The organism is Ruminococcus sp. RTP21484sp1_RTP21277st1_D2_RTP21277_210401, assembly GCF_040924225.1.
GTDB classification, from domain to species: Bacteria; Bacillota; Clostridia; order Lachnospirales; family Lachnospiraceae; genus Blautia_A; species Blautia_A faecis.
Genome location: NZ_JBCOMJ010000018.1, coordinates 76,321 through 102,228, shown reverse-complemented (window position 1 = coordinate 102,228; position 25,908 = coordinate 76,321). Strand labels below are relative to the sequence as shown.

Here is a 25,908-nt window from a genome sequence, read left to right as displayed (position 1 = left end):
TCTACCGGTTCCTCTGGACTTTCCGTAGGGGCAGGTGTCGCAGTGATCTGCGGCTCTTCCGGTGCCGGGGTAACAGGTGGCAGATCCTCATCCGGAGTCTGCGCCCCGTCCTGGTTCCGGTTATCATCCGCATCTGGTGTTTCCGATGGCTGTTCGGAATTGTCTGGTTCATCCTGGTTATCATATTCAATCGTATTACTTTGATTCTCTTGATTTTGGTTTGTATTGTTATTATTTTCTGGCGGCGTTTCCGTCACAGTTGCCTGTGGGGTGGGCGTTACGCTCTCCTCCGGTTCAGGCGTTGGTGTCACCGTCTGCATTACTGGTTCCTTTGTCGGCTCCGGCGTAACCGTAGGAGTCGGTGTCTCTTCTGGAAGAAGCTGGGCCTGTTCCTGCTGCTCTGCCATTTCCTCGCCGTTTCCATCATTCTTAGAACCTGCATAGGCAAAACCGGTTCCCAGATACCCTTTTAAGGAGCTGTCTGCACTGATTCCCTGCACCGGGTTTGGTACTGCCTCGGGCTCACTTTTTAATACGCCCTGTGCAAAAACGACAGCAGCCAGAAAAAGCACTGCCACAGGAATGAGCGCTGCCAGTATTTTTCTTTTCTTTTTTTCTTTCATAAACAGCCTCCTTTCCTGTCAATAAAGTCTTTCAATGTATTTCATGATCCATCTGTCATACCAGCTTGCAGATGCTTTTAATTCCTTTTTTAAATGCCGGATACAGCTTGCCGTATCATGGCGTTCGGAGGCCGATACCGGATGGGGGCTAAACGCTGCCTTTTGTCCAATCTTTCTTACTCTTTCATAGAGTAATGTGGTCTCATCTGAATACTGTGTGCCATGCTCGTATAACGCTCTGGCATAACCAGCCATCGCCCGGACTGCCAGTTTGGTGTCCTGGGAGGCAAAGCACTTTCTTCTCTTTCGGTTTGTAAACGCTCTTAAGAATATCACCGTCAGGATAAACAGAAACATAAACGTATCAAATACGATCAAAAACAGAAGAAGGAATTTTTCGATTCCAAACAATGCCAGCTTCAGGCTGAAATTGGTACGGATGTTCTCTTCCACTGGAGGCTGTGATTCTGTCTCCGGGATTGAAGCTGCCAGTTTTCCTTTGGCTTCCAGCCCTGTTTTTAAATTGGCTTCTTCCATGATACCGTAATAGGAAGGTGTCATTTCAAGCGGAACCCATCCAAGTCCATCAATGTAGATCTCTGTCCAGGCATGTCCGTTAGTTCCCGGGATTTCGATAGTTTCGCCATCTGTTTTCCCATCTACATCTTGAGGGGTGATCAGATACCCTTCCACGTACCGGGCGGGAATGCCATAATAGCGGAACATAAGCGTCGCCGCTGTTGCAAAATGAACGCTGTGCCCGATCTTAGAGGTGGTTAAAAAATTCTCGGTAAAATCCCCGTCTTCAGAAAAGACATCCGTTTGGGAACTGTAGGTCATGTTCTTTTCCAGATAGGAGCGGATCCTGGTGATTGCCGTGTAGTAATCGGTATGTCCTTCCTCCCGGTTTCCGCCGTCTCCAAGTTCCTTTTGAAACAGGGTTTTTAAGGACGCTGGAAGAGCGGTATCTTCCTGATAAACAAAGGTATTGTAATAACTCTCCTGGCTTCGGTAGGAACTGACGGCATCCGCGCCGCCATCCCCTGCATTATTTCCAGCGGTCAATGTCTGATAGACCTTTGCTCCAAGGGTGGTAAAATCACTTACCAGATTTCCAAGGGAGGAAAAACGATAGGTTCTTTCTCCAAACAGTCCTCTGGCGTACAGGGTGCTGTCCGCCTGGGCGTTTTCGCCTGTGTAGCCGTCTGGCAGACCTGAGAGCTCATACGGGGTATAAAGGTATTTACTGCTTGCCGTTTTATTATTTATCGAAATGATTCCTTTTTCACTGGAGAGGGAATCGTCCTGGATCAGATTTCTTGCATTTAGAAGCTGGGTTTCTCCATAAAAGCCCTCCTGGTGAAGCCAGTAATACAAGTCTTTTTCTTCATAGGCCTCTTCCGTGGAAATCTCCGTCCAAGAAGAGCCGTCATAAACGCTTCCCACAAAGCCACGCAGATACAAAGAAGCCGGATGCTCCATGGTAATTTCAAGTGCCGTATCCGATGACGCACTCCAGGCTCCGGTCTGCTTTAACTTTCCATCTGGAAGGGAATTTGCCCCCTGCCCTTTGTAGCGGAGCCTGGAAAGTCCACTTAATGCCTCTTCTTTGGCATTTGCCACAAGCTGGGAGTCCTGGTACTCATTCTTTGGCACCAGGCTTTGAAGGAACACACCCCCGAAAACGGAAACCAGAAGAAGACCAAATGCCCCGGCAATAAAAGCGGACACATCGGCAGCGTTACCTAAGTTTCCCCCTTTATTTTTCGTCATGTAGTTTAATTCTAACAGGGTTCCAGCGTAAAAGCAAAGACAAAGCCTGGTATCTGGAAGCAGGCTGGTTTTTACCAGAACCACCGGAAGGACTGCCGCAAAAAGAAGGAGCAGCACATACCACCGAAGCTTCAGGATTAAGAAGCCAAGCAGCCCACATGCAATGCCAAGGAAAATAAAAGCAGCCAGCTCCCCATTTGCTTTTCCAGAATCCTTCAGCTGGTAGATGGTAAGATAAATCCCTGCTTTTTTCCCAAGAACTTCTGCAAGCTGGTTCCAGAGCGAAAGGAATCCATTTAAGAGCATGCCAGAAAATGCAAACAGGCAGATCCCGTCAGCTGCACTTAACGAGAAAACCGCAGCAACCAAATGTTCCCGAAGCCTGAAAAGAAAGCCACAGAAAAGGGCGGTGACAGCGACGCTCACCAAAAAAGGAATCCCATTCACAGACGGAATCAGGGTATGCAAAAGCGCAAAGGTCCCAACGCCGTTTACCAGAAAAATCAGGATACTTTCCAGCAGGATACCGGGCAGGTATCTTCTATGTTTTTCTTCTTGTCTTGTGATCCATACTTCCATGTGATGGTTTCTCCTTTATCCGCTGCGATTCCGCAGCCTACAACGGTTACCTCGCCCCGGGTTCGAAGGCTTCTAAGATCTTCCTCTTCTGGGGTGCCTGTAATATAAATATAATTTGCAAATCTTTGTTGTCCCGGAGTGTGAAGATATTCTGTGATGGTGCAGGGCTTTTCCCCCTCCCCTCCGTGGCGGAGGAATAAATAGAGAATATTTTCATAATCCTCGCGGGTGCGTATTTTTTCAATGTAAAAATGTCCGGTGCTGTGGTCAAAAACACCAGCCTGACAGGAAATGCCCTGTTCCATAAAACTATTTAAAACTGCGGCAAACACTTCACCAAGCGTCTGTGCTACGGCTGGGGCTTTTTCCTTTAAATAGGGCTCTGCCAGGATCAGGACCGTATCATCCACCGGGAAGCTTCTCTGGCGGATCATCATTTTATCTAACTTGCCCGTCAGCTTCCAGTGGATCTGACGAATGCTGTCCCCCTCCTGATATTCCCGGATATCAAAGGTCTCCCCAGGATCATCCCCGGGACGGGCTCCGGAATAGCGGAAGCTCTCCATGTCAAAGCCCTCTTTTGTGAGAAAACGAAAATCTTCCTTTTGCTCACAAGGCATCACCACCGTACTGGCGGACAACTCAGCCTTCCTCTTCTGCCCTGCCAGACCAAAGAAATCATAGGAGCGCCAGGTGTGTAAGGTGGCGTAAATACAGCCGCACCACTGGCTTTTTCCCTGGAAGTCAATGTTTTTTTTCCCTCTTCCTTTAAGGGAAAACGAAAATGGAAGCTCCATCTGTTCCCCAGTAAAACGATTTTCCAGCTGCAGGCTGCCTTTTCCTAAAAATACCGGAAGGACAGAGTCATTTACGATCTGCAGCTTTCCTTTCCAGATTCCATCCTGTTCTGCAGCTTTTGGGATCTTTAGCTTCATGGTGATCTTTTTTCCGCAAAAGAAACCAAGCAGCAAAAACGCCACTACCGCAAGGGCGGACAAAAGCAAAAGGACGGCATATACCCAGGCTCCGGTAAAAACCGCAGCCAGGGCAAGCAGTATAAACCATATGAGTAGTAAAATCCTGTTTTTCATTATCCCTCTACCTTCGGTGCCTCTGTATCCTTTAAAATCTCTTCCAGAATATCCTTCGCACTCTGTTCCTGGTATCTGGCTCTGGAATCCAGAATCATGCGGTGTGCGGTTACATCTGTGAATACTCTTTTTACATCTTCCGGGATCACATAATCCCGTTCTTCCATGAATGCTGCCGCTTTTGTCATACGGCATAAAGCCAGGGTTCCACGGGGGCTAAGACCAAGTGTAATCATAGGATGGTTTCTGGTGGCTTCCGCAAGGGTTGCAATATAGTTCAGGATGGAATCTGCCATATATACCTTTTGTACCTGATCCTGTAAATCTACGACTTCTTCTTTTGTAATAACTGCTTTCGCCCTCTCCAACGGATTTACTGTCTGCCGGTCCCGAAGAAGCTCTACCAGGTTTTCGTGATCCGGGTAGCCCATGGAAAGGCTGACCATAAATCGGTCTAACTGGGATTCCGGCAGCATCTGGGTTCCGGAAGAACCGGTAGGGTTCTCTGTTGCAATGACCACAAAGGGCTGGGGAACGGGATGTGTCTCGTTATCTACCGTTACCTTTCCCTCTTCCATGACTTCCAGAAGAGCTGCCTGGGTTTTGCTGGAGGTTCGGTTGATCTCATCCGCCAGAAGCATGTTGCACATCACCGAACCTGGGCGGTAGATGAATTTGCCTGTCTGTTTTTCGTACATGGTAAATCCGGTTACATCGGAAGGGACTACATCCGGCGTAAACTGGATCCGGTTAAAATCCATTCCCATAAGACGGCAAAGTGCCAAAGCTGTGGTTGTCTTTCCAACACCAGGGACATCCTCCAAAAGCACATGTCCTCTTGCCAGCACTGCCATGATGATCTTGTCCGTAACTTCTTTTTTTCCTTTTATAATGGTTCCAAGCTCCTTCTGAAGCTGTGTGATCTTATCTGCCATTTCTTTCCTCCTGCCCTTTTTACTGGCTGATCCAGATTCTTTTTCTTATGTGTCAATTGGATTCGCTCATATCATAAAAACTGGTTTTGCCATTTAAAAACCGGCTGTATGCCGCCATTGCACAAAACGCCTGGTCGGTAGCCATGGGATCGCTGTCCCCATCTAATACATGGGAAAAGCTTCCATCTTTTTTATAATACTCCATCAGGGTGTCGTAAAGCCCTTTTTCCTTTTTCTGGAAACGTGCATCCTTGTTGCAGTCGATCCCATACGTGCTAAGTGCAAGGATCACCTGGGAAACGGACTCAGAGCTTTTATCCCCATACGCCTCATAACCGCCATCCTCTGCCTGCGCGTCCGCTAAAAATTCCACGCCACGGTCAATGATGGCACTGATTTCTTCCTCTGTGGCATAGGGCTCTAAGCACTGTAAGGTCATGGCAGTCAGATCCACATCTGCGGTATCGGAACTGTCATCTAAGGAAAATCCACCAGCTGGTTTTTCCTGTTCCACTATGTAGGTCAGATACTTTTGCTCCAATTCCCCGTCTATCTCCAAGCGGTCCGCATTTAAGGCAAGAAGGGCATACACGGCTCCATTTAACCCTTGTGCCGTAACAGCCTCAAAATCTTCCAGGGACTTTATAAGGTCATACCCGCCAATATCAGAAGGATCGATCCCGATGGCCTTACAAGCCAGGACAGCCCTTGCATACTCGGTATAGCGGTTTTCACTTAATACCCCTTCCTGCTCCTTGACACGCTTTTCTAAGTTTGCCCTGTATTTTTCGTAATAGCCGTCCTCTGCCTCTTCCCCGGAGCGTGCCAGTGCGATCACCGTCCACTCACCGCCGAGGGAATCGGAAGCTGGGGAGGGAATACTTGTCTGTTCATAGGAAGCAGTTTTCTTTAATGCTTCCTCTAAGGACGGAGTACCGCCTCCACACCCGGATAACAGGCTGATGGCAGCTGCCGCCGCCAGTATTCCGGCAAGATAGCATTCCTTCCTTTTCATTTTGGGATTTAACATTTTTCGTTTCTCCTTCTTTAAAAAATCAAATTCCACTTACATCTATTTTTCTATTATCGGTTCTCTGCTTCCTGTATCAGCCCATATTTTACCTTGATCCGCTCCAGTTTTTCCAGAAGCGGGCGGCTAAGCAGCCACAGGAAGATCACGGTGGAGGCTGCATGTACCAGATCCACAGGCACACCTGAAATGTAATAAGCGATCAGGCTGCTTTTTGTAATGTACCCGTAGGACATCAGGATGCTGGCAGGATTCATAATGCCGCCATAAATTAAAAAGACACTTAAAAATCCATAGATACAAAGATCGAACTTCCTGGCTTTTAAAATCCCCTTCTGGTACAGGATCCCTGCCAGAAATCCGATCATACCAAAGGCAAACATCTGCCAGGGTGTCCAGGGACCCTGCCCCATAAACATGTTGGAGATCAGCATGGTAAGACTGCCAACTAAAAATCCAGCCTCCCCGCCAAAGGAAATCCCGGTTAGGATCACGATAGCAGCCACAGGCTTGAAGCTTGGCACCATGAAAAAGGCGGCACGTCCTGCTACGCCAATGGCAGCTAATACCGAGATCACCATGATCTCCCTTGCCTTTGGCTTCCTGCCCTCAAACATCATAAAAAAGGGAAGCATGGCAGCCACTACTACGATCAGGCTGCAGAGCAGGTATTTTCGCCCTCCCCATATCTTCACAGAGAAGAATAGAAGGATTGGTACCACGATCAGCATGACCGCAAATGCAAACCAGGTGCGGCGGCTTACCTTTCCCTGGCGCTCCATCTGGCGGATAATCATTCCGTCAGACGGAAGGGTGTATTCTTCCAGTTCTTCAGAAGGAACTTCATTTCGGCGGAAAGGATTTTGTTTTCCCGAATTCTTTAAACGGGCGGCATCCGAAGCTGGTTTTTCTTCCCCAAAGAATTCATCCAGAAATTCATCTAACTGGGATTCGTCAAGCATGACACCACATCCTTTCCGGTAACTGCCTCTGGAAACAGACCTCTTGCCATACGGTTTGCCGCAGTGGTATAAAAATTATTTCCAGCGAAAAAGTCTCTTGTCTTTTTGCTTGTCACCACATTTCCCTCAAAAAACAGGCCTGTCGTATCCGCATACTCGGCTACAAATTCCACGTCATGGGAAATCATGAAAATCGTCATTCCATGGGATTGCAGCTTCTTTAAAATACTTCCAAGCTCTTCTTTGTATTCCGCATCCATTCCCTTGGTCGGTTCATCCATGAGAAGGATCTTCGGGCGAAGAAGAAGCACTTTTGCAAGGGCAAGCCGCTGCTGCTCCCCGCCGCTTAAATCATAGGGATGGCGGTTAAGCAACCCTTCCAAATGGGTAAGGCTTACAATCCCCTCGATGGCTTTTTCCTTTTTCATGGAAATGGGGTACTCGCTGGACGGCTTTTCTTTTTTTCCGCCGATCACGCTATAAAGGTCTTCTAGTACCGTCTTTTTTAAAAAGATGCTCTGGGGATTCTGTGGCATAACACCAAGATACCCACCGTATAACTCCCGGTCGGAAAAGGAACGAAGATCCTTTCCATCCAGGTAGATTCTGCCGCTGTACGGCTGGTGTACTCGTCCAAGTAAAGATAAGGTGGAACTCTTTCCGGTTCCGTTTCCCCCTACCAGGGCATAGAATTCTCCCTTTTTTACTTCCAGTGACAGATCCTGAATGACATCGGGGCTGTCCTTTTCATACCGAAACCAGACATCCTTCATCTGGATGGCTGGGGGCGTATTTTCTTTCTGGCGCTTGAAATGCCCAAAAAGCCCTGCCGTTTCGTTTTTGTTTTTCTCCCCCTGTCTTTCCAACCTTTGGTTGGCCTGCTGGATCTGTTCTTTTTTTATTCCTTTTTCTTCTATATATTCCCGGATCCACTGTCTGCCCTCACTTACGGTAAGGGGACAGGTAAGGGTGCTCTCTGTCCCTGCATAAATCTGCATGGGAACCGGCATGGATAAAAACATGCCGTGGTGCTGTTCCTTTAATTTGGTTCCAATCTCCCGGGGTGTCCCTTCCATAAACAGGGTACCCTCATCCATGACAAACACCTGGTCGGCATACGGAATGATATCCTGCAGGCGGTGTTCGGTGAGCAGTACAGTAGTCCCAATATCACGATTAATCTTCTTCACGGTCTCCAGAAAATCGGAAGCTGCAATGGGATCCAACTGGGAGGTTGGCTCGTCCAGGATCAGTAAAGACGGGTGCATGGCCATCACGGAAGCCAGGTTTAGAAGCTGTTTTTGCCCGCCTGACAATTCCGATACATTTTTATAAAACCACTTCTGGATACCAAAATAACTTGCCATCTCTGCCACCCGAAGCCGGATGGTGGCATTGTCATACCCAAGGCTTTCCAGTCCAAACGCCAGCTCATGCCATACCTTATCGGTCACGATCTGGTTGTCCGGATTTTGCATCACAAACCCGATCTCCTGGCTCTGTGTGCGGTGGTCGGTATCCCTAAGCGGAATATTCCGATAGAGGATCTCTCCCTCTTTTTCTCCAGCTGGTGCAAGCACGCTTTTTAACTGGCGAAGCAGGGTGCTTTTTCCACAACCGCTCCTTCCCATGATAACATTTAAGGTTCCTTCTTTTATGTTCAGGTTTACATGCTCCAGAACTTTTCTGGAACTTTCCGGATAGGAAAACCCGAAATCCTTTATTTCTACAAGATTCATCTGTCTGTTCCTTCCTGTTCCAGAGTCTGGTAAATTTTTTGATACGTCATTTCAAGGTCCGCCGTTTCTTTTCTCCTGCTATAGGAAAAGCGGATGGTTTCTGTCACATCCAGCAGCACTGGAAGAAAACAAAAGGCTGCAAAACAAAGATAGGTAAGCAGGGCAAGTAACGGGGAAACCGAAACGGGTGCCGCGTATCCCTGGATGGTAAAGCCAGCTAACAGGATTCTGGGATCATAACTTGCATAGGCAGCCCCTTTGATACAGCCCCCTGTAAATATAGCAGACAGTCCGATCATCATTCCCAGGACATACTTATCTTTTCTTGTAAAATGGTAAATGGAAAACGCAGTCCTTCCCTTCAGACCATATCCCCTGCTTCGCATGGAATCAGAGGTCTCAATGGCGTTTTCCAGCGCCCAGGTAACCAGGATGGAGAGCATGTTAAGCCCATGGCGGATACGCGCAAAAAGGCTTCCTTCTGATACATCCCGTCCCATGGCTTTCTGCCCGCTTCGGATTACTTTTAACTGTGCAGTAAACCTTGGCACAAACCGAAGCGCCATAGATAAGATCAGGGAAAGCGCCGGAATGATCCGCCCAAACAGATAGATAAATTTATCCGTTGTCATCACTTTATTGTAACAGGAAAACCACTGGATGACTACGAACATCACAGCGCCAAGCACCACACCGTACACAAGTGCTTCCAGGGTGATCCAGTTGCCGCTGCTTTTTACATAATACAGCATGGTAACCCCGTAATGATTAAACATGGGATTTAATAGTGCCACAATGAGAAGACCTGGCAGAGTAAGAAGAAAGCTTTGTTTCAGAGTCTTTTCCCATCCGTTTAATAAAAACGAATAGGAAAATGCTCCAATATAAGAGATCCCGATGAACACCGGGTGTTGATTGAACATGGTAAAAAAAAGTACCACTGTAAAATAGAAAAAATTCAAAAAAGGATGACAGGCAGAAAAGGTATCCATTACCGTAAGGTTTGCACACGTTCTGTTGTTTTTTTCTTTATTCATTGACAACGCTTTCGGCACCGATATACTCCCTCTTCAGTTCATACTCATCACAATAGGCATCCATCTTGCTGCCTTTATAACAGCGAATGGTACAGCTCTTATTAACGATCCACGGACCGACATACTCCGGATCGTGACGGATTTCCACACTTTCCAGCCGGTTGCAGCCATGGAATACCCAGCGTTCGATCACATCCACACTCTCCGGGATCACAACATGTTTTAAGTTGTTGCATTTGAAAAAGGCACTATCGCCAAGTTCTACTAAACCTTCCGGAAGGTTTAATTCCTCAAGGCCTGTAAACCGAAACGCCTCTGCCTCGATTACCTTCAAGGTATCTGGGAAAATTACCTTTTTTAACTCCTTGCACCGAAAGAACGCTTTACTTCCAATCACTTCAACGTGGTCTGGCAGCACCAGTCTTTTTAGCTTGGAACAGGAATCAAATGCTCCCTCCTGAATTTCCCGGCACTCTGAGTCTTTTGCAAACACGGCTCTTAATAGATTGGTACAATCACGGTAAGCTTTTGGTCCTAAGGTTTTTAGGGACGCCGGAAAATGGACTGCACGCAGGCTGTGGTTTTCTGAAAACGCCCGCCGTTTAATTTCCGTCAATGTCTTAGGAAGAACAACTTCCTTTCGGATCTGGCACTGGAAAAAGGCTTCCCGTCCAATGATCTTACAATTTGGTGGGAGAATGACTTCTCTCATCCGTCCGTCTCCCCGAAAACAGCCGTCGTCAATGTAAATATATTTTTCCGGAATTTCCTTCCTTGTAACATCTCCTTTTAACATTTTGGCCTGCTGTGCTGTAAATGTGCGGCTGTCATACCGCAACATGCTCCAGCGCATTTCTTCATCTTTATAAACACGCATTCTTTTCTTTCCTCCGCTTTTTTGGGTAACAAAAACAGAGCCCCATTACTTCGATGAGCCTCCGTCCTTTACGACAAGTGGAATATGCTGACTTAAAATGCGCTGTTATGTACCGCTAATTTCATACAGTGATTATGGTTCCGGAATCGCACCGAATTTTCCTAAATCAGCCACATCTGGCTGAACCATGTCTGGTTATTTGATTTTTCGATCTCTGATAGTTCTACCTATATCAAATATTGTTATTATAGCATTTGAAATGGTATCTGTCAAATTTTGGCAATCTATGAATATTTTTGCATGATTGGTGTTTTAGAACCAGGTGAGCTTACCTTGCTATTTTTCGTCTTCCTGGTAGGGATTTCCCACATCATTTCCGAGGTCACAGGTGTACACCCACAAGATCACATCCCCGTCTTTTGGCTTGTACGCAGATGCCCCATAATTGGGAAATGTCCCATTGACACTGTACATCCAGCCGGAATTTTTTCCGCAGTCCAGCTCATAGAGCTGGTTAATTCCTTCCACATAGTAGCTGTCATAGAGTGGGGTGTACTTCGAAGAAATCTGAATCCCCTTTTCCCCACAGATGGTTTTTAAAATATCAAAGACGCTCTCCCCTGTGGTAAATGAGACCGTTGTCTTTTTTAGGATCTGTCCATCCTCCGGGACAAACTCTTTTTTGGTTTCCTTTAACTCCTCCATGTGATCCAGGACCGTCGCACAGGAGATCTCGATCGTACAGGTCGCAGGCTCCCCGGAAGAGGACTCTCCCCCACAGCCTGTAAACACGCTGGCACATAGAAGCAGTAACAGACTTAATAACAAGGTCAACCACTTTTTTCGTTTTTGGTTCATACGCTTCCCTTTCTTTTTATTCTTTCTCTACAGGTATTGTAGCATTGTTTGAGGGGACTGTCATCTGGATTTATAGTTTCTGGTCCTTTCCTGGTTTCTTTTATTTTCCCCAGTTTCTTTTAACCAGAAAAAACATCCACCACGCCAGAGAACTTTTCTCCGACATTGGTGGATGTTCCGATTCTTATTTTACGGTTACTTTGACCTTCTTGGTAACCTTTCCGGATTTTACCGTAATGGTTACTGTGCCTTTTTTCTTCGCTTTTATCACACCATTTTTCGTAACGGTTGCTACTTTCTTATTAGAAGTGGTGTAGGTCACCTTCTCCTGGGAGGTGATTGGCGCAACCACTGGCTTTAAGGTAAGGCTCTTTCCTTTTTTCAAGGTGAGCTTCGTCTTTAATCCGGTAATCTTAGTTGTTTTTACCTTCGCGCTTTGTACCTTCACTTTCAGGGTTGCTTTCTTGCCACTCTTTAAGGTGATGGTGATCTTCGCATTTCCAGTTTTCTTGCCAGCCTTGATCTTGCCGTTTTTATCCACGGTCACAATCTTTTTGTTGCTGGAAGTCCAGGACTTCACGGAATCCCCATTTGCCAGACCGGTAACCTTTACTTTTGTCGTAGCCTGTTTCTTCTGAAGCTTGATGGAGGTTACATTTAACTTCATGGTTGCGGTGAGCTTGCTTCCGTTATCACGGCTCTGTTTTGCACCGCAGATGGAGCAGATTCCCTCCTGTTTTTCCGGAGCAAATACAGTCGCTTTGGAAATGACCGTCCAGGTGAAGTTATGCTCGTGAGTAAGCATCGGGATCACTTCTGTTTTGGTTGCCCCACATACGGTACAGGTATAAACCTTTTCCCCGGCTGCGGTGTAGGTTGCCTGTTTGGTGATGGTTCCAGCATCATAGGAATGCTGGCTGGTTTTTGGAATAACTTCCGTCTTTGTATAGCCACACACCAGACAGGTAAATTCCTTCTTTCCCTCTGCTTTACAGGTAGCTGCGGTTATTATCTTGCCATCTCCATAGGTATGTTTCTGATAACCGCCCTTTTTCGTATTATCAGTGATGTCACAGGTTCCATAATCAGATTTGCATTCATGCCAGTGGCCTTCTGCGTCGGAAGTCCAGCCTTCTACCCACTTATGGTCATGCTCCTGTTTGTAATCATCGGTATAATGGAAGACAATTTCATCTCCATCTGTTAAAAACTGCTCACTGACACCAAGATCGGAATGGATTCCGTTTAAGGTGTACATCCAGCCGGAATTCTTTCCATTGGTAAACTCTCCAAGCTTCTCCCCATCTTTGGTGATAAAATCAATATAGTTGCCCTTTGGATTGCTGTATTCAAGCTGATTGTCTGCAAGCACTTTTTCCAGTACATCCAGTACCGTTGCGTTGCTGTCAGTATCTACACTGGTCTCCTGAATCCAGGTCTCCAGGTTTCCTGCCTTTAAGGTATGTACCTCACCGTCCGTATCACTGTCATGGGCTTTATCTCCAAGGAGTGTAAAGGAAACGGTGATCTTTTCTGCTTTTACCAGCACCTTCACCGTAATGGTTGTTTCAACCGCCCCATACTTTAACTGAAGCATCTGGCTGCCCCTGGTCTGGGGATCATAACCGAGCACTGTGATTTCTTCAAAAGATGGATTGGTCTTGCTTCCATCACTCCAGGTAACGGTAAAGGTACCGCCGGAAAGATCTAATTCTTCTCCGATATAATACTCTGTTTTGTAATCTCCGGTAAGGGTAAGCCCTGTCGGGTAAGCGCCAGTTCCATAAACCGGATAATTCTCTCCCTGCTCCCAGTTGTGGTAGTTGCCGCTGTTTAAGCCATCCTTTACAGTGCCGTCGGCAAATTCCCCGGCGGTCTTTGCAAAGCAGTAATCGTTCTGGTTAAATTCGTAGTCGATTCCACATTTAGGATCATTTTCCACGGTCAGGATGTTTTCCACTTCACCGATTCCCTGGGTAGCACCACAGGAGTCCAGGTAATAGTTGTTGGAAATTCCCTGGAATTTATCGAAGCTCTTTAAATATCCGACAATGGCTCCTACATTGGTTTTTCCAGAAACAGTGCCGTAGAAGAAGTTGTTAGAAATAGATCCACTTCCATTTCCCCAACACTGCATGCAGCTTGGTTCCCCGCCAAAGATACCGCCAACGTTCGATACACCACTGATGGTTCCTGCTACATAACAGTTTTTCACGGAAGCAACCGGAGTATTCGGAGCAGAATCTGCCTCATAGCCGCTTCCCAGGATTCCTCCTACCCACTTGCCAGTAGCATTTACGGTTCCAGTGAAGCTGCTGTTTTCAATGGTACAGGAGCCCATAGACTGGCCTTTAGCTCCAGCTAACCCTCCGACTTTGTTTAATCCTTTCACAGTTGCTGAACTGCTACAGTTGCGAATAATTCCATTAATTGTACCAGCAAAAGTTCCAATACTGGATTCCTGACCTGTATATCCGATCAGAACACCACTCTCTGCCTTGCAGTTTTCAATTACAATCGAGTTGGCTCCGGAAGCATATCCTCCAATCAGTCCTGCCTTTTTGGTACTCATGCCAGATTTTAACGTAACATTCCGAATCGTAACTGCATCCGGACATCCTGTGTTATAAATACCGTCAGGACCATAATCAACTGTATAACGGTCAACCAGACCATATCCATTAATCTGTTCTCCCAAAAGATTGAGATTTTCAATCACTGCATCACGGACATAATTAAACAGCGGCTTTCCATTTGTCGCGACTGTGACCGTGTGCCCTTCGCCATTTAAGATTCCAGAAAATGGCCAAATATATTTTCCATTCCCTGTGCTGGTGTTTCCAGGTTGGATTGTACCAATTGGTTTCCAGTCTGATGGAAGATTGATATCTTCTTTTAAAGAAAAATTGCTTCCATAAAAATCGAATCCGTCTTCATTGACTTTCTTTTGCAGAGCTTCCAGATCAGACAGATTTTGAATTAGATAAGGAGATTCTTCAGTGCCATTTCCTTCCCATGGAAATGGTTCATCCACTGCAGTCATAGCTGCAACATCAGAGCAGATTTCCTCACTATAAAACGAATCAAACCAATTTTCCAGCCTTTTTGTTTTTACTTTACAGTAATAGTACATCGTGCCATCGTCTGGAATTGGTGGTATATAAGAATCTTTTGTAGCACCTGGAATCAAAGTTCCATTTTCGGAATTATTTTCAGTGTTTTTATACCATTGATATAAAGTGTCTTCTGTAAACCATTGCGATTTTTCCGTCTCTATTTTGAGCTGATAAGTTATCGGCTTACCTTTTACATATATAATACTTTCAGGTTGCTTTGTTATTACAGGGGAAGAAACAGTTTCCGGAAGTACTTCGTACTGACCAAACGAACTCCATTCACTATATTTTTTTCCATTCAGTTCATAAGTAACTTCACAGCAATAACATTTTTCTGAACTAGCTTCATTTGTATCTACAGTATAAGTAGGTTCTGTAGCCCCTTCTATGATTTTACAAGCTGTTTTTGGATAATTCCATGCTCTAAAATACCGCTCTGTACTCTGTAAATAATACCATTGATAAGTAAATTTTCCCTCTCCATTGCCTGGCACTGACGCTTGCACACTTATCGTTAAAGGTGTCTCTCCCAAATGTAATGTTTTTATATTAGTAAATGGTTCTTTAAATGTAACATCTGGAGTATAGTCAATTCCACTCTTTTTTATAATCAAAGAGTATTTGGCTGTTTCCTGACAATATACGTCGCTACTCTCAATAATTTCTATTGTCGCTATATACTCTTCTTTATTATCCCAATTTGGTACAATACAGTATTTGCCTAAATAATCCGGTTTAATTTCCTCTTCCTCCAACATTACTTTAAGAGAAGAGTTATATCCGTATGCTTCTAGTTCAAGATTAATATGTTCAATATTCTCTGGCATATTGACAATAAGTTCTTGGTTATCCAATGAGTCTTCTAGATTGGACGGGATTTCGTGATTTTTGGGGTCAATAACTTTTATTTCTTTTAAATGATTACGATAACGAATTTCAAGATCGCAAGAATCAATAACATTGCCATTCTTACTTACTTCTATCCGTATTGATCGAATAGCCAAATTATATCCTTTTCCTTGATCCAATATAGCATCTTTAGAAATTGCCTGGCTTAAATATACATATTTATTTTGGATTAAGCTAACTCTATGTTCCGCTTGATCTCGCGGACTCGTATAAACAGCATAAACATGACAGTCATCACTCACTGCTTCTTTCATGCCTACGTTAACATACATATCTGTTTTGTTAGTATGCGTATTTACATATGTCATTTCCGCTGGAACAATAAATGCCTGGCTTCCATCTAATACACTAAGAGCAATATCTTTTTCTTTTTCTTCCGTCTCAAAATGAAGTGTTACTGTATCTATGCAAGATTGTTTAACACTTTCATTTGGAATAACTGTTATATAGGAATAAGCAGCTGATATTAAAGTAGCTCTATCACCATCAGCAGTTTCTTCCATTTTCTCTGCCGTAATAAAATATGGTTTCTCCCGTGATTCCAATCCTGATATAGTTACTTTACCCTGTTCATCTGTAATTAAACCTTCTGCCTTTTCTCCGTCAATATAAATAGATGCGCTTTGGCAATTACTATAAATATGTGCATCACTTGTTTCTTTCAGCTGTAACGTTATATCCTGCCCTGCAAAAACCGTTTGTGTTTTCCTTGTAAAATATGCATAAGAATCCACACTTTTTCGTTTTTGAATAAAGAAACAAAGATCATCACCGTCATGAATCAATCTATTTAAAGAAGTTTGATAATTTGCGCTATCATTGTTTAATACCGATTTTATAAACGGAACATCATCGCGATTAATTCCCCATAATTTGTAAATAAGCCCATAATATAAACCACTATCATCTGCATGATAATCATATCCCGCTTCAGAACCACCTGGATAATATAAGTCGTGCGCCAGTTTTAGGGCATCATCCATAGTGTAAGACGCCTTGCCACTAAGCAATACGGTACGGCCAGCCATAGGCTTACCGTCTTTGTCATTTAAAAATTTACCGTCTTTGCTTACACTCACAGTAACCTGAATTTCCTGTGTCTCTGTATCTTCGGACAGACTGGTTCCATCACTAAAAGAAACAATATCTGCCTCTGGCAGTTCATCTGAATCAGTAAAACTATCACCTTCTGATTCTTCTATATTTCCATCACTATAAAAATCAGTGTTTTCTTCCTCTTCATTATTTGAATTCTCATTTTCTGTAAAATCTGTTTCTACAGAAATATCGTTCCCGCTAATCCATTCTTCTGCAAATGTATCTACTGGGATTTGCAATACCAACAAAAAAACAAGCAGCCAACTGGCTATTTTTTTCCATAGTCCTATTTTTTTCATTCTTTTCAGCCACTCCTTCTAAAAAAGGCTCCCCGTCCTCACGGAAGAAGAGCCTTGATCCTAATGCTTATTTTACTCGAACAGTAACTTTTACTGATTTGGAACCAGATTTAATTGTGATTTTTGCTGTTCCTTTTTTCTTTCCCGTTACAACACCCTTAGCGGAAACCGTTGCCACTTTTTTATTTGAACTTGTGTAAGTAACTTTCTGTTTGGAGGTAAATGGAGTTACCACTGGTTTCAGGGTAACTTTTTTGCCCTTCTTAACTGTTACTTTTGTATTTGCTACGGTAACCTTTGTAGTCTTTACAGCAGCTTTCTGCACTTTCACAGTTACAGTCTTTTTCAGGCCGCTTGCAAGAGTGATCTGAAGTTTTGCAGTACCAGCCTTCTTTGCTGTAAGCTTGCAGGTACCGTTTGCACATCCCTTTACAGTAAAGATCTTAGTATTGGTGGATTTCCATGTCTTTACAGAATCGCCCTTTGCAAGGCCAGTAACTTTAAGACCAGATGTGGACTGTTTTACTTTCAGCTTTACGCTGGAAGCGTTTACAGTAGCAGTCGCTTTTAAAGCAGTACCTACTGTCTTTGTCTCCTTTTCTCCACAAGTCTCGCAGATTCTCTCCTGCTGCTCTGGTGCGAAAACAGTTGCTTCAGCAGTTACTTTCCAGTCACCAAACTTATGTCCAGTTGCTTTGATTGCTTCAGTTTCAGTTGCACCACATCTGCTGCAGGTTTTGGTAATCACGCCATCAGCTGTACAGGTTGCTTCTTTGGTAACTTTAGATGTAAAATCATGTCCAAGTGCTGCAATCTTCTGCACATCTTCTTTCGCATCACATCTGGAACAATGCTTGCTCTGCTCACCATCAGTTGTGCAGGTAGCTTTTACATCTACACTATAGTCTTTCGCAAAATCATGACCAAGTGCCTGAATTTCCTCTGTTACAACATCGTTGCATCTGCTACAGGTCTTAGTAAGAATTCCTTTCTCTGTGCAGGTTGCTTCTTTTGTCACTTTGGAAACATAATCATGTCCGAGAACTTCAATCTCCTGGCTATCATCTTTTGCATTGCAACCTTCTCTTGTACAATGTTTACTCTTGGAACCTGGCTCTGTGCAGGTTGCTTCCTGATCCACCACATAATCCTCTGACCAGTTGTGTCCATTCACAGTGTCTACAGGAAGTACGTTTTCATCGTCTGCATATGAATAATGATCACCGCATACTTCGCAAACACCAACTTCTTTCAATCCTGTTTCGGTACAAGTAGCAACTTTAGGTTCTACACTATCTGCCTTGCAATGAATTTGAACATTCTCAGAAACTGATGCGCTGATTGCTAGATTTTTCCACTGTTCTCTGCTTCCAGCATAACAAATTGATGTCAAATCATTACAATCAGAGAATGCATCTTCAGCAACATTTATTTCTGCATTGCCGAAAGAAATCTTTTTCACCGATGATCCTAAGAATGCATAAGAACTAATATCTTTTACATTTGGCAGACTAATTGTTTCTAATTTTGTTCCTTGAAATGCTGTTTTACCGATAGATTCAACTCCATCAAAATTAAAAGAGGATAGTGCAGTTCGTTGAAATGCATTTGCTGGAATATTCACTAATTTACTCGCATAATGAATATCAGCTAAAGAATTACAATCAGAAAATATTCCATCTGATAATTCAGAATCACCAATGGAAACTGATGATAAATTCTTGCAATTATAAAAAGCATTGCTTCCAAGAATAACACCATCTAAAGGAATTGTAACGTCAGTAAATCCAGTGCCAGCAAACGCAACATCACCAATTGATTTTATATTATTAAAATCAAACTTCACTAATTTAGTGTCATTCTGAAATGCTCCGAAACCGATTTCAGAAAGTGTTGACGGCACATCAACCTCTGTTAAGTTTTCAAATAACTTATTTCCGCCTTTGCAAAAATTATTCTTGCCAATAGCTGTTATTCCTTCACCGATAACGATTTTCGTTACGTTCTGTGCACTTGTCTGTAGCGTGCCACGACACCACATTGCTCCAGCAACAGATCCCCAATCTGGTAATTTTCCTTCTGTTGCACCCTCTGTTAGCCTAAAATATAATGTTGTCCCATCATATTTAAACTCGATTGGTACCCCATTTTTTACTATTTTATATCCTGTATCAGCTTCATCAGCAAATATTTCAGCCTGTTCAGTCTCTCCACATTCTTCAGAATCAACGAAATTATAGCCATCATTTTCATCATCTATAATATCATAATTTTCATCCCGAAAAGAGTCCTCATCTTCTGATACAAATGTCTCATCTTCTTCAAAACTACTAAATGTAGCTTCTGCTGCACTTACTGGACTATATGCAGATAAAGCTAAGCAAGTAGAAAGAATGAAAAAAAATTGTTTACGTTTCATCTCTCACCGTCACCTACTTACCATTTTAATTCAGAATGATCATAGCTTAAGATGATTGAAAAATCACTTGCCGGACACACAGCATCACTCATTGTATATTCCGGATACGCTGTACTGTTAATACTTTCCATACCACCTTCCAGCCACATCCAAGAATGTCCGCTCCATACACCATGAATGATATTGCCTTCATCATCGTATTCCAAATCTGAATAGTTATTGTCATTTGTTTTTGTAGCAAACGATGTCTTAGCACGGTTATTAATTCCCATAGAAATCAAATACCAGTCAATTGAGCCATCTTTATTGGTTACTTTATTCCAATTAGAACTAATGCTTGCTGTTAACGCATTATTAGAATCGCTTGCTACTTTTCCTTTTGCAATAGCTTCATAGATAGACTCACCAGGATTTGTATCAAGTACAATTGTTGGGGTAGTTGAAGTTTCCTGATAAATATTTGTTACTTTCTGATCGTAATCTCTAACATAAATATTCATCTTTGCTGCGGAAGCGATTACGCTTGAGCTCATTGACATTGCTGCTGCTAAGATAATAGCGGATACTCGTTTAAAATTCTTTTTCATGGTGTTGTCTCCTTTCAATTTAAGACCATTTTTCTTTTTATAATTTTTAGTTATCATTTTGTTGCTAATCCGACCTGTGACCCTCCTTCCTGTTTCTTTATTCTTCAAATCAAGTCTGCCTATAGCTCAGATCCTAACTATGAAAAATCACATTTAGATAACAAAAGCGAAGTCTCCATAAACAAATATAGGAGTCTCCGCCAACGTGTAGTATGGTCTGACTTAAGCACTTTATATAAAATGCTATACACAGGTAAACACAAAGGTTTAGTTCCAGATTTCCACTGGATTGTCTTAAACAGGCTCTTTAGGAGCCGACCACATTATTATTTATTTATTGTCAAAATCATAACATTTATCTATAAATTTGTCAATCATTCTAAAAGATTTTTTAAAAATTAATTATATATATAACATTTCTAATATGGTCATTTCAATAACTTTCTCCCACCAAAGGGGGCTGTTTTCAGCCCCCTAATCCTACTCTCTTCCAAATACAACTGCCTTTTCCTTCTGGAGCGGACCTAATGCACTTCTATAGGTTACAATAAGCTGCTCTTTTCTTTTCATGACATGTTTTAACTTCCACCAGGTTGTCACACATTCGTTCTTATGTGGAAGACGCATGCCGCGGACTGAATAGCCAGCTGCCATCATCACCGTAAGGCACGCTCTTGCATATAACACGCCACGCTCTTTATTAACACGCATATAGGTATCGCGGATCCAGTCTGCCAGCTTCTTTGCATCAGTGATCTTCTCCATCTGGTTTTCATAGAGCTCCCTGCATTCGATTTTACTGTTTGCAAACAGCGTTTCCAGCTTAGAAGATACCTGCGGCACCTTCAGCTGACAATTATAAAATGTCCTTCTTGCGTCATATCTTTCACAAAACTCTTTCTGTTCGGTTTTTCTCATAAATGGGTTCCTCTCTTATCCCTTTTCTTTTTATCTTGTCACGTCTCTTTTCTCCGATGCGCTTCCATACTTTCGTAAAAATACCTTGCGGACACGGTCATACTCCGTTAAGAGGGTAATATCCTTTCGCCTGCTAAGCGGACGGTCAATCACTTCCGCATAATAGGTATGCTGGATCAATTGTCCATAACACGCAGAATTATAAACATCCTGCAGCTTACAGCCGATTGCTGCTGCCACTTCTGGTCCGGTGATGGAATAAACCATCACCGTTCCGTCCTTTCTACATAAATCATACAATGCCCTTGCCATACACACTTCCTCGCTCATCTTTTCTTAAAATATCCTGCCAATTCAGTCCTTTTGCAATGGGCTTTTTATATCTTAACTTCTTCGCCCTTTCTTTTCTTAGTTCCTGCACGCTCACGCAGCTACCTCCTGTTCTTTATTTTCCAGCAAAAAGATATTGCTGCTATAGTCTCCGGAATCCGATACTGACGCTTCCCCGTATAGGCTATCCAGGTATTGGCTGCCGTTTTTGGATTTGGAAATATATAAATAGTAGTTACTCTTTATATATTCCTTTGTTTTCACATCATCCTGGTAGTAACAGCTAAGAACCAACCTGGCTCCCAGCTTTTTGGCTTTTTCTTTTGCAGCCACAAATGCAAGATATACGGCCTGGTCCATTTCCTCATTTGTCAGATTCTTCTCGTAATAGCGCTCCAAGAACAATACCAGTTCCTCCCCTTCCTCTTCTTTTGGTTTCCCAGCTCCTGACAGATCTGCAAACTGGATCTTTTTTCGCATTCTGTCACCCACATAGGATCCCTTTGTCAATCGTATCATGGCCCGAAATACCACCTGTCCATTTTTTCGGATAAAGAAAAACTTTTTATTCGAATCAAAGCAGGATAACAGGCAATCGCTGTTTAACCCTGAGCGGTAGGAGAGGCAGGAATAGCTTGGGACCTCTCCGATCTGCATAACTGGAAGAAGACCGGTTTCCTCTTTTAATACCAAGTTTTTGCTGGTAAAAGTCCGATCTATTTTCCATTCTTTTTCCGCTTCTTCGGATACCTCAAAATCAATCTCACGCATGAGATCCCCAGATGGATATTTCAGTTCGTCAAATTTTCCAAGAAGCTCTGCTGTAACCAGTCTCCGGATCTCTTCGATTTTGGAGGGCTGCCGTTCCAGAAAAGTTTCCATGATCTCAGCCCCGCCTACAAATAGAAAGTTGCCAATCCGAGCAGCATTATTTTGTACAAATTCTTCTGAAAACGACAGTTTTTCTTTTAGCAGCCTCCAGGAAACATCCCCTAAGATCAGCTTTTCTTTTAATTCACTTAACGAATCACACTCTTTTACCAGTGCCAGATCTTTTAACAGATAGAGGGCCTGTTGTTCCATGGTGATCTCTTTTTCCATGCCTTTTAGCTGCTCCCGGTACACCAAAAGCCACAGTGCCGTTCCGTAGCTTAAATCCGGAATGTTCCAAAAGTTCTCCCGGATCCATCTGGATAACGGCTTTTGGGATAACGCAGTTGCAAGTGGTTCTATCTGTCCTTTCCAAAAGGAATACGGCACACACTCCCGTTTTATCAGTTCCCGAAGAACCAGGAGTCTTTCATCACATTTGCAGGTCAGCTGTTCATACAAACGGATCACTGCCTCTTTTGCAGTACAAAGAAGCTTTAACTCTTCAAATGTATGCTCCCGTTTTGCCAAAAGTTCAAATCTGTCACGCGATAAAATCAGATCCGCACTATCTTTTAAATTCTTCCGATTGAGGGTATTTAAGTTTATATACTCCTGGTACATCTCTTTCTTTAACAGCATGGAAGCATTTGGAAGATCATAAAAAAGTTCCGGTTCCTCATTGATGAGATTTAAGAATGCCTTCTTTTTCTGTGTGATGGCATATAATAGAAGTTCTGATTTTTCTACACTTAAACTGGACAGAGAAATTTTAGATAAGGGATTCTGGTATAGGGTATTCACATAGGACACTTTGCCGGAAAATACCTCGGCTGGATCCGCGCCATCTGTAAATGCCCGTTCCAGCTTACACAAATCCTCATACAGAGTTTCATTCCACAGCCATAAGCTTAATCCATCTGTCAGATTCTCTTTTTCAATGTACCTGGTCACAAGCCTTAACTTTTCCAGTATCTCACCAGGTCTTTCCTTCATCTGATCGAACTGCTTCTGGTTTAGAGACCGGATCTCAGCCTCGTACCCAGCAAGCGTATTGACAAGCTCCATCAGACCTTGGTCTTGAAGAATTTTAAGGTTGTTTACATTTTCCAATAGATTAAGTAGCAGCTCTGAGGAAAATACCGGATTCACAAGCAGCATACGGTCTTTTTCCCCTGCCTTCTCAAAGTCCAGCACATCCATACACATGGCAATACTTTTTACCAGCTGTTCTTTTTCTTCTTTGCTTACATTCTGCTCTCCATAATATTTCATATAAGAATAAGCGGTTCCATCGGTTACCAGCGGATCAAAATACACGGCTTTTACCTGTTCATAGGAAAAATCTGAAACTTTATCTGTCCCCGCATCCAATAGGATCCGCTGGAACCGGTATGCATTCAGCTCACATCCCTCTTTTTTCAATTTTCCAAGATAGGTAATCGTTTCCGGATCTTCCATCATGTACAAACATACCTGTTCCCACAAGGACGGGATCACATCCATAACCTCATTTTGAATGATGGCTTCTGCTGCCCGTACACATTTTTCTTCTCCCTTTTTTTCCAGGTAACAAAGAGAGAGTCCCGCCGTTTTTAGCATATTTCGTTCCGCTAAATGTCTTTTTATCACTTCAATCATTATGCAACCTCCATCAAATCTACCATCTGCCTGATGCCCTCTAACTCTATCTGTTCATTTTTATACAGGTTCTGAATCAGCAACAACAGATATTTTATTTCCTCTTTGCTGGTTACAATTTTTCCTCTTCTGTCCAGATAATCCCGCATATAGGAAAGAATGATCCTGGCACGTAAGGAATTTTCCGCATATCTTCCATAGTAATAAAAGTCATAGATCTGTTCGAAAAGCTGATTTGTCCCCTTATTTTTCCGAAGCAGAAGATTAAATTCCTTTTTGATCTTCTTTTCCTCTTCCAGCTTTCGCATCCTTGTTTCCTGTATCTGTTTCCACTCTTTTTCCATTTCAAGGCTTCGCAGTTCTTCCTCTGACATGTATTTTCTTCGCAGCGTTTCTTTCCCACTACTGTCCTCCAGATAGGGAAGGATTTCTTTTGCCATCTGCATAGCTTCCTTTGGTTCCATCCAAAGTCCTGTACTGTCTTTTAACAGGATGCTCCTCAAAAAGCTGATGTAGTTTCCAACATCTGTTAAAAACAGATGTTCCTCGATCCACATAAATAATTCCTGATGTGCATTTCTTTCTAACAGCGGACGGCAGATCTCACATTCTCCACGACTGATTCCATACGGATACAACGAAAAGGATCTCTGAAGCATGCTCCATGGTTCCAGAATTCCTGGGATTCCCTCTATTCCGATTTGGGTAATGACGAGCTTTAACATGGAAAAACTGGTCATGGTATTTATATCTTCCATATCTGCTTTCAGGTAATACAGCATGCTATCCCATTTCTCCCCAAATACTTTTTCTGCCTCCCCGGTCTGATCCTCCCCGGTATCAGCCTCTCCGATAAAAGGGACCGGTTCAAAAGCATCCGGTTCCGGTTCTTTGTTTCTCATTTCCCGGTATTCCTTAAAAAATTGTTTCATAAGACCGACGGCATCCAGGATCCCATTTTCACTTAACAGATGAAAGACATGACAAAGATCGTAATCCATTTTCTTCCAGAAGATTTCCACATATTCCCGTCCGGTCAGCTTTTGATAGGCTGCAAGATAAGATTCCAGCTCTGTTTTTTCAAATGCCCCATTTCGCAGGGTGTCATTCACACACTTTTCAAACTCTTCCTCCTTAAGCTGCGTGGCCATGCAGTGCCATTTTTCCTGGTTTAAATTAATATAATGCCACTCTTTCATCCCATTTTTTCGAAAAGGAAACAGCGTTAAGAAAGTCCGGACATTTTCCACCTTCATTCCATACAGGCAATTTTGGATTTTTTCCTGTCCACCAAGACGCACTGGAAAACAGTCGTATTTTCTTAAAAAAGTTTCACATAACTCATACACCACATCCGGATACATCTTTTCTCCTGGCAGAAAGGTTTTCAATACCTTTACTGCAATCTTCTCCGCAGTCAATGAGTTCGGATCCAGGTATCTTCGTGCCCCTGTCAATATGCCATTTAAAAAAATGACCTCTTCCTTTTTATATCCATTTTTTATAAGCTGTTCCTCCAACGCCCCGTTTGCATTCGCCGCATTTGTCTGGGAAAGTTTTACCACCTGTTTTAACACCGCAGTTTCTTTGGTCCGGTCATTTTTCAGCCGTTTCTCATATTTCATGGCAATCCAGGCATAAAAATGCCAGTCTTCGTAAACAGACAGCCTGCGTTCCCTTCCAAAGCAGGCCGCGATCTTTCCCTTTAATTTCTGCCATAACGTATCCGACTCTGGAAAAACGGAAAGGATAAAGATCATTTCCTCCACTTTTTCATATGGATACTGGTGCAGGGCATCCACCCAGAGCTTGCGATCTTTTGTTGCAAGCAGACACCGGACTGCAAGGTAACACAAATCCTTTTCCCCAAGTGCCTTATCAAACTGTTTCCAGAAGCCGCTTTTTTGGGTGCCATTAAACATACACGGCTCCTGAATACTAGGCGTTCCTGCAAGTGCAAGACCAAGGGCGCGGTAAACCGGTTTTGTCATGGTTCTCCGCTCTTTCATACGCTCTAATACTTCTCCGGGATAATGAAGATTATATTCTTCCTCCATACTGCGCTCACAGATTCCATAAAACAGGCTGTTTTCTCTCTCCTGTTTTAAAACTGCTTCTTTGTCCGCATTTGAGGACAGCTGATAGATCATGGACACCATCTGCCGGTACAAGACGGGATCCAGCCAGTCTTTATAGATGTTCCATTCCATTCTTTAC

The 25,908-nt window shown here is 43.3% G+C and carries 17 protein-coding genes and 1 pseudogene; all 18 read right to left on the bottom strand.

Features of this window, described 5'->3' with window-relative positions:
• Positions 1 to 623, bottom strand: a pseudogene (locus AB5706_RS13245) (hypothetical protein); the annotation flags it as partial.
• An 18-nt stretch (positions 624 to 641) separates the two neighbouring features.
• Positions 642 to 2,975, bottom strand: a complete 2,334-nt coding sequence (locus AB5706_RS13240) for a transglutaminase-like domain-containing protein (RefSeq protein WP_347161038.1) — start codon at positions 2,973 to 2,975, stop codon at positions 642 to 644.
• A complete protein-coding gene (locus AB5706_RS13235; RefSeq protein ID WP_347161039.1) occupies positions 2,900 to 4,066 on the bottom strand; it encodes a DUF58 domain-containing protein in 1,167 nt (388 codons plus the stop codon). Before AB5706_RS13235 ends, AB5706_RS13240 begins: the two co-directional genes overlap by 76 nt.
• Positions 4,066 to 5,001: an AAA family ATPase gene (locus tag AB5706_RS13230; protein WP_347161040.1), complete on the bottom strand. Its 936-nt coding sequence runs from the start codon at positions 4,999 to 5,001 to the stop codon at positions 4,066 to 4,068. Before AB5706_RS13230 ends, AB5706_RS13235 begins: the two co-directional genes overlap by 1 nt.
• Positions 5,002 to 5,053: 52 nt before the next feature.
• On the bottom strand, positions 5,054 to 6,031 hold the full coding sequence (locus tag AB5706_RS13225; protein ID WP_347161041.1) for a prenyltransferase/squalene oxidase repeat-containing protein: 978 nt from the start codon (positions 6,029 to 6,031) through the stop codon (positions 5,054 to 5,056).
• Between the two features lie 53 nt (positions 6,032 to 6,084).
• Entirely contained in the window at positions 6,085 to 6,993 is a 909-nt protein-coding gene (locus AB5706_RS13220) for an ECF transporter S component (RefSeq protein ID WP_347161042.1), read from the bottom strand.
• Entirely contained in the window at positions 6,972 to 8,732 is a 1,761-nt protein-coding gene (locus AB5706_RS13215; RefSeq protein ID WP_347161043.1) for an ABC transporter ATP-binding protein, read from the bottom strand. Before AB5706_RS13215 ends, AB5706_RS13220 begins: the two co-directional genes overlap by 22 nt.
• Entirely contained in the window at positions 8,729 to 9,769 is a 1,041-nt protein-coding gene (locus AB5706_RS13210; protein WP_347161044.1) for an energy-coupling factor transporter transmembrane component T, read from the bottom strand. The genes AB5706_RS13215 and AB5706_RS13210 overlap by 4 nt, the downstream gene beginning before the upstream one ends.
• Entirely contained in the window at positions 9,762 to 10,646 is an 885-nt protein-coding gene (locus AB5706_RS13205) for a leucine-rich repeat domain-containing protein (RefSeq protein WP_347161045.1), read from the bottom strand. The genes AB5706_RS13210 and AB5706_RS13205 overlap by 8 nt, the downstream gene beginning before the upstream one ends.
• A 336-nt stretch (positions 10,647 to 10,982) precedes the next feature.
• Positions 10,983 to 11,504 (bottom strand): DUF4430 domain-containing protein, encoded by a 522-nt coding sequence (locus tag AB5706_RS13200; protein WP_347161046.1) that lies wholly within the window; start codon positions 11,502 to 11,504, stop codon positions 10,983 to 10,985.
• A 184-nt stretch (positions 11,505 to 11,688) separates the two neighbouring features.
• Positions 11,689 to 16,926 (bottom strand): Ig-like domain-containing protein, encoded by a 5,238-nt coding sequence (locus AB5706_RS13195; RefSeq protein ID WP_347161047.1) that lies wholly within the window; start codon positions 16,924 to 16,926, stop codon positions 11,689 to 11,691.
• A gap of 67 nt (positions 16,927 to 16,993) precedes the next feature.
• On the bottom strand, positions 16,994 to 19,345 hold the full coding sequence (locus AB5706_RS13190) for a leucine-rich repeat protein (protein WP_215661261.1): 2,352 nt from the start codon (positions 19,343 to 19,345) through the stop codon (positions 16,994 to 16,996).
• 17 nt (positions 19,346 to 19,362) lie between these two features.
• Positions 19,363 to 20,040, bottom strand: coding sequence for a hypothetical protein (locus AB5706_RS13185; protein ID WP_173718721.1), 678 nt, complete (start codon positions 20,038 to 20,040; stop codon positions 19,363 to 19,365).
• Positions 20,041 to 20,412: 372 nt separating this feature from the next.
• On the bottom strand, positions 20,413 to 20,850 hold the full coding sequence (locus tag AB5706_RS13180; RefSeq protein WP_173718720.1) for a hypothetical protein: 438 nt from the start codon (positions 20,848 to 20,850) through the stop codon (positions 20,413 to 20,415).
• A gap of 30 nt (positions 20,851 to 20,880) precedes the next feature.
• The gene (locus AB5706_RS13175; protein WP_173718719.1) at positions 20,881 to 21,162 is read right to left on the bottom strand and encodes a hypothetical protein; all 282 of its coding nucleotides are present in this window, start codon (positions 21,160 to 21,162) and stop codon (positions 20,881 to 20,883) included.
• Entirely contained in the window at positions 21,143 to 21,277 is a 135-nt protein-coding gene (locus AB5706_RS13170; RefSeq protein ID WP_272105110.1) for a hypothetical protein, read from the bottom strand. The genes AB5706_RS13175 and AB5706_RS13170 overlap by 20 nt, the downstream gene beginning before the upstream one ends.
• Entirely contained in the window at positions 21,274 to 23,691 is a 2,418-nt protein-coding gene (locus tag AB5706_RS13165; RefSeq protein ID WP_347161048.1) for a hypothetical protein, read from the bottom strand. Before AB5706_RS13165 ends, AB5706_RS13170 begins: the two co-directional genes overlap by 4 nt.
• Complete coding sequence (locus tag AB5706_RS13160) at positions 23,691 to 25,901, bottom strand: hypothetical protein (protein WP_368366127.1); 2,211 nt, start codon at positions 25,899 to 25,901, stop codon at positions 23,691 to 23,693. Before AB5706_RS13160 ends, AB5706_RS13165 begins: the two co-directional genes overlap by 1 nt.
• Between the last annotated feature and the right edge of the window lie 7 nt (positions 25,902 to 25,908).

Bases quoted from the DNA above. Each gene is read 5' to 3' on its own strand.
- AB5706_RS13240 (WP_347161038.1), bottom strand. From the start codon at position 2,975: ATGGAAGTATGGATCACAAGACAAGAAGAAAAACATAGAAGATACCTG.
- AB5706_RS13210 (WP_347161044.1), bottom strand. From the start codon at position 9,769: ATGAATAAAGAAAAAAACAACAGAACGTGTGCAAACCTTACGGTAATG.
- AB5706_RS13220 (WP_347161042.1), bottom strand. From the start codon at position 6,993: ATGCTTGACGAATCCCAGTTAGATGAATTTCTGGATGAATTCTTTGGG.
- AB5706_RS13235 (WP_347161039.1), bottom strand. From the start codon at position 4,066: ATGAAAAACAGGATTTTACTACTCATATGGTTTATACTGCTTGCCCTG.
- AB5706_RS13225 (WP_347161041.1), bottom strand. From the start codon at position 6,031: ATGTTAAATCCCAAAATGAAAAGGAAGGAATGCTATCTTGCCGGAATA.
- AB5706_RS13205 (WP_347161045.1), bottom strand. From the start codon at position 10,646: ATGCGTGTTTATAAAGATGAAGAAATGCGCTGGAGCATGTTGCGGTAT.
- AB5706_RS13160 (WP_368366127.1), bottom strand. From the start codon at position 25,901: ATGGAATGGAACATCTATAAAGACTGGCTGGATCCCGTCTTGTACCGG.
- AB5706_RS13195 (WP_347161047.1), bottom strand. From the start codon at position 16,926: ATGAAAAAAATAGGACTATGGAAAAAAATAGCCAGTTGGCTGCTTGTT.
- AB5706_RS13230 (WP_347161040.1), bottom strand. From the start codon at position 5,001: ATGGCAGATAAGATCACACAGCTTCAGAAGGAGCTTGGAACCATTATA.
- AB5706_RS13165 (WP_347161048.1), bottom strand. From the start codon at position 23,691: ATGATTGAAGTGATAAAAAGACATTTAGCGGAACGAAATATGCTAAAA.
- AB5706_RS13175 (WP_173718719.1), bottom strand. From the start codon at position 21,162: ATGGCAAGGGCATTGTATGATTTATGTAGAAAGGACGGAACGGTGATG.
- AB5706_RS13190 (WP_215661261.1), bottom strand. From the start codon at position 19,345: ATGAAACGTAAACAATTTTTTTTCATTCTTTCTACTTGCTTAGCTTTA.
- AB5706_RS13180 (WP_173718720.1), bottom strand. From the start codon at position 20,850: ATGAGAAAAACCGAACAGAAAGAGTTTTGTGAAAGATATGACGCAAGA.
- AB5706_RS13215 (WP_347161043.1), bottom strand. From the start codon at position 8,732: ATGAATCTTGTAGAAATAAAGGATTTCGGGTTTTCCTATCCGGAAAGT.
- AB5706_RS13200 (WP_347161046.1), bottom strand. From the start codon at position 11,504: ATGAACCAAAAACGAAAAAAGTGGTTGACCTTGTTATTAAGTCTGTTA.